Origin of the sequence: Gilliamella sp. Gris1-4 (assembly GCF_001690335.1) — a bacterium.
GTDB classification, from domain to species: Bacteria; Pseudomonadota; Gammaproteobacteria; order Enterobacterales; family Orbaceae; genus Gilliamella; species Gilliamella apicola_P.
Genome location: NZ_LZHA01000067.1, coordinates 1 through 2,900, shown reverse-complemented (window position 1 = coordinate 2,900; position 2,900 = coordinate 1). Strand labels below are relative to the sequence as shown.

The following is a 2,900-nucleotide window of genomic DNA, read 5'->3' as shown; positions in this document are numbered from 1 at the left end:
AGATAAAGGCAAAGGTGCTTTTATTCGTGTTACAACTCGATACAAAACAGATAAATGGCAGGACCAACAAGGCAACAACAAAACAGCCATTTATTTTATAGTTGATGATTTTGAAGCGTTAACGTTCGACAAAAGCGGCAATCAGTCAGCACAACAACATAAACCACAAACATCAGCTCAGCAAAATGAGTTTATAGATGATGAGATTCCTTTTTAATCAATGACTTATAAAGTTACCCACAAAATCTGTTAATAACTCACTGAACAACCACCCTATTCTATTAATTTATTACAAATATCTGCGCTGATTATTTGGCGTGCAATGAAATAATTGAGAGAGCATTTTTTATCTTTGATTCACCAATTTTGGGGAATCAAAGTATAAATTACGAACACCCGTTTTATTAATTAACGCCAAATTTGGCGAAATATTAAAGGTGAATCCAATCATGACTACACACGAATTAAAAATAAAATCTGAATATTTCATGGACGTTGCTCGATGTCAGAAAAAAGCTGAAATACGCTACAACGATCGCAATTACAAGGTCGGGGATATTCTGAATTTGTATGAAATTGACTAAGAGCGGTAATCGTACAGGTCGTAAATGTAGCGTTATCATCTCTCACATTTTAGATGATGCAGAGTATTTGAGAGATGGTTATGTAATGTTGAGCATTGACGTAATATACTGATTTATATAGAAAGATAAGGAGAATAATTATGACTAAAAAAGCTACAGTAACTGTTTCATGTGATTTATTAAATGAATTGCTATGTGCTCAAAATGAAATTATTGTTAATTATAAAATAAATAAAGGTGAACATATTTATTGTGGTCGCTGGAACGAAGAAATTAATGATTTAATTGAAACGTACAATCAAGTCGCAGAAATACTTAATATTGAAAAAATGAAGTTGATTCCAAATAATTGAATAAACACAGCAAATTACTAAGTTTTATTTGTTGATGAGAGATGAGAAAAGATTATAGGGGTAAATAATGACACCGCTGCATGATATGCGATATGTGGCAAAAACATTGAAGCTATCTGAACATACGGTACGAGCAAATCCTGCAAAATATCACATGTACAAAATCGGGGGCTTTTGGCGCATATCTGAATCAGATTTACAAAATTACATAGACGAGAGCAAGAAAAGAAATAATAATGTTATTCGGCTAGCTCTTGTTAATGACAAAAAGGAGATTAAAAAATGTCATTATCAAAGAGAAATGGCGTCTATTATATCGACATCCGCACGCCAAGCGGCGAACGAATTAGACGCTCTACTGGGGTGAGTGATAAAAAACTCGCTCAGGAATATCATGACAAAGTAAAGCATGAAATGTGGGCAATAAGCCGACTTGATAAGCGTTTAGAACGTACATTTGACGAAGCTTTATTGTTACTACTAAATAACGGAAAAGACCAAAACGATTATGCAACTAAAGTTCGTCATGCAAAATATTGGCGCGCTATTTTTGGTGGTAAAAATTTGTCATCGATTACCGGTGAAATGATAGATAATAATCTGCCAACACATAACGCGAAAAATAAAAAACCATTAGCACCAGCTACAATAAATAAATATCGCAAAACAATACTTAGGGCGTTGAGTCTAGCTCAAAAGAACAATTGGATTTCCTCCGTTCCGTACGTCGGAAAACAGAAAGAACCAAAAGTTAGGGTTAGATGGGTAACAAAGCAACAAGCTCAAGAATTGTTAAGAAATATATCTCTAGGATGGTTGCGTGATGTTTGTTTATTTGCGTTATTAACTGGAGCAAGACGAACTGAGATTTTATCATTAACTTGGGATAAGATAGATTTTCAAAACAAAATAGCTATAGTAAGCAACGATATTGCAAAAAATGGCAAAGCAAGATCGCTGTTATTAAATGATGAGGCTGTTGAGTTATTAAAAAATAGACGACTCATCAATAGCAAGTATGTTTTTGTGAGTACAAATAATAATCCGTTAAAAGACATTGATCGGCGCGCTTTTAATCGCGCGACTGAAATTTGTAATATTGAAGATTTTCATTTTCACGATCTACGCCACACGTGGGCAAGCTGGCACGTTCAAAGCGGAACACCTCTTTTTACACTGCAAGAATTGGGTGGTTGGGAAACGTTGGAAATGGTAAAAAAATATGCGCATTTAAACGCTGAGCATTTAAGCCATTTTTCAAATGCAGTCACATTTTGGTCACAAAATCAAAATAAAGATAATCAAGCTTTGAGCTTGGCGGTTGCAAATAATTGATTATCTTAGTTTTTAATGGCGTCCCCTACAGGATTCGAACCTGTGACCTACGGCTTAGAAGGCCGTTGCTCTATCCAGCTGAGCTAAGGAGACTTAGATAGGAATTTTTGTTTAGACGCTGTGTATTATATAAAGCTATTTCGATCCGTCAATGATTTTTAATGGTTTATCACATTGGATTGATAAAATATCATCAATTTAATTTCTTATTAGTTTAATTTTGGTTATGAATGTATATCTTATCCTTAATTTAATTTGTATCACAATGTAGATATTTTTTAATTACTTTCACTCTATTATCTATTAGGGCGTGTTGATCTTTCATGATTATTTTTTAGACGGCATGATGTGAGTTATAATAATTCAGCCAAAAACAACCATAACTCGATTCATCATGCCAAGAACAATGCTAACAGATAAACGGTGGGAAAAGCTACTACAAATAATGAAAAATACCGGCCGAGTTTATAATAAATCCGAGCATCGGATGACGTTTGAAGGGATCCTTTTCCGAATGAGAACCGGTATTCCTTGGCGAGATTTGCCAGAAGAGTTTGGTGAATGGAGCACTGTCTATAGGCGATTTAATTTGTGGTCTAAAAAAGGAATATTAGTTGATATTTTCAAA

Annotated in this window: 4 protein-coding genes, 1 tRNA gene and 1 pseudogene; 5 read left to right on the top strand and 1 reads right to left on the bottom strand. The window is 34.2% G+C overall.

Annotated features, from left to right (window positions below; genetic code table 11):
* The 4 genes and pseudogenes from A9G31_RS11855 to A9G31_RS08485 form a co-directional block, all read left to right on the top strand.
* Nucleotides 1–217, top strand: a pseudogene (locus A9G31_RS11855) (hypothetical protein); the annotation flags it as partial.
* 232 nt (nucleotides 218–449) lie between these two features.
* Nucleotides 450–584 carry a DUF3850 domain-containing protein gene (locus A9G31_RS11445; RefSeq protein WP_081299346.1) on the top strand — a complete coding sequence of 45 codons (135 nt, stop codon included), beginning with the start codon at nucleotides 450–452 and terminating at the stop codon, nucleotides 582–584.
* Nucleotides 585–724: 140 nt separating this feature from the next.
* Nucleotides 725–937 (top strand): hypothetical protein, encoded by a 213-nt coding sequence (locus A9G31_RS08490; protein ID WP_065560896.1) that lies wholly within the window; start codon nucleotides 725–727, stop codon nucleotides 935–937.
* A 282-nt stretch (nucleotides 938–1,219) separates the two neighbouring features.
* Nucleotides 1,220–2,272 carry a tyrosine-type recombinase/integrase gene (locus A9G31_RS08485; RefSeq protein WP_065561277.1) on the top strand — a complete coding sequence of 351 codons (1,053 nt, stop codon included), beginning with the start codon at nucleotides 1,220–1,222 and terminating at the stop codon, nucleotides 2,270–2,272.
* Between the two features lie 16 nt (nucleotides 2,273–2,288).
* On the opposite strand, the gene A9G31_RS08480 is transcribed toward A9G31_RS08485, so the two are convergent.
* Nucleotides 2,289–2,365 (bottom strand) — tRNA-Arg (locus A9G31_RS08480).
* 301 nt (nucleotides 2,366–2,666) lie between these two features.
* On the opposite strand from A9G31_RS08480, the gene A9G31_RS08475 reads away from it, so the two are divergent.
* Nucleotides 2,667–2,900 (top strand): transposase (locus A9G31_RS08475; RefSeq protein ID WP_141671350.1); only part of this gene is annotated, 234 nt, incomplete at its 3' end.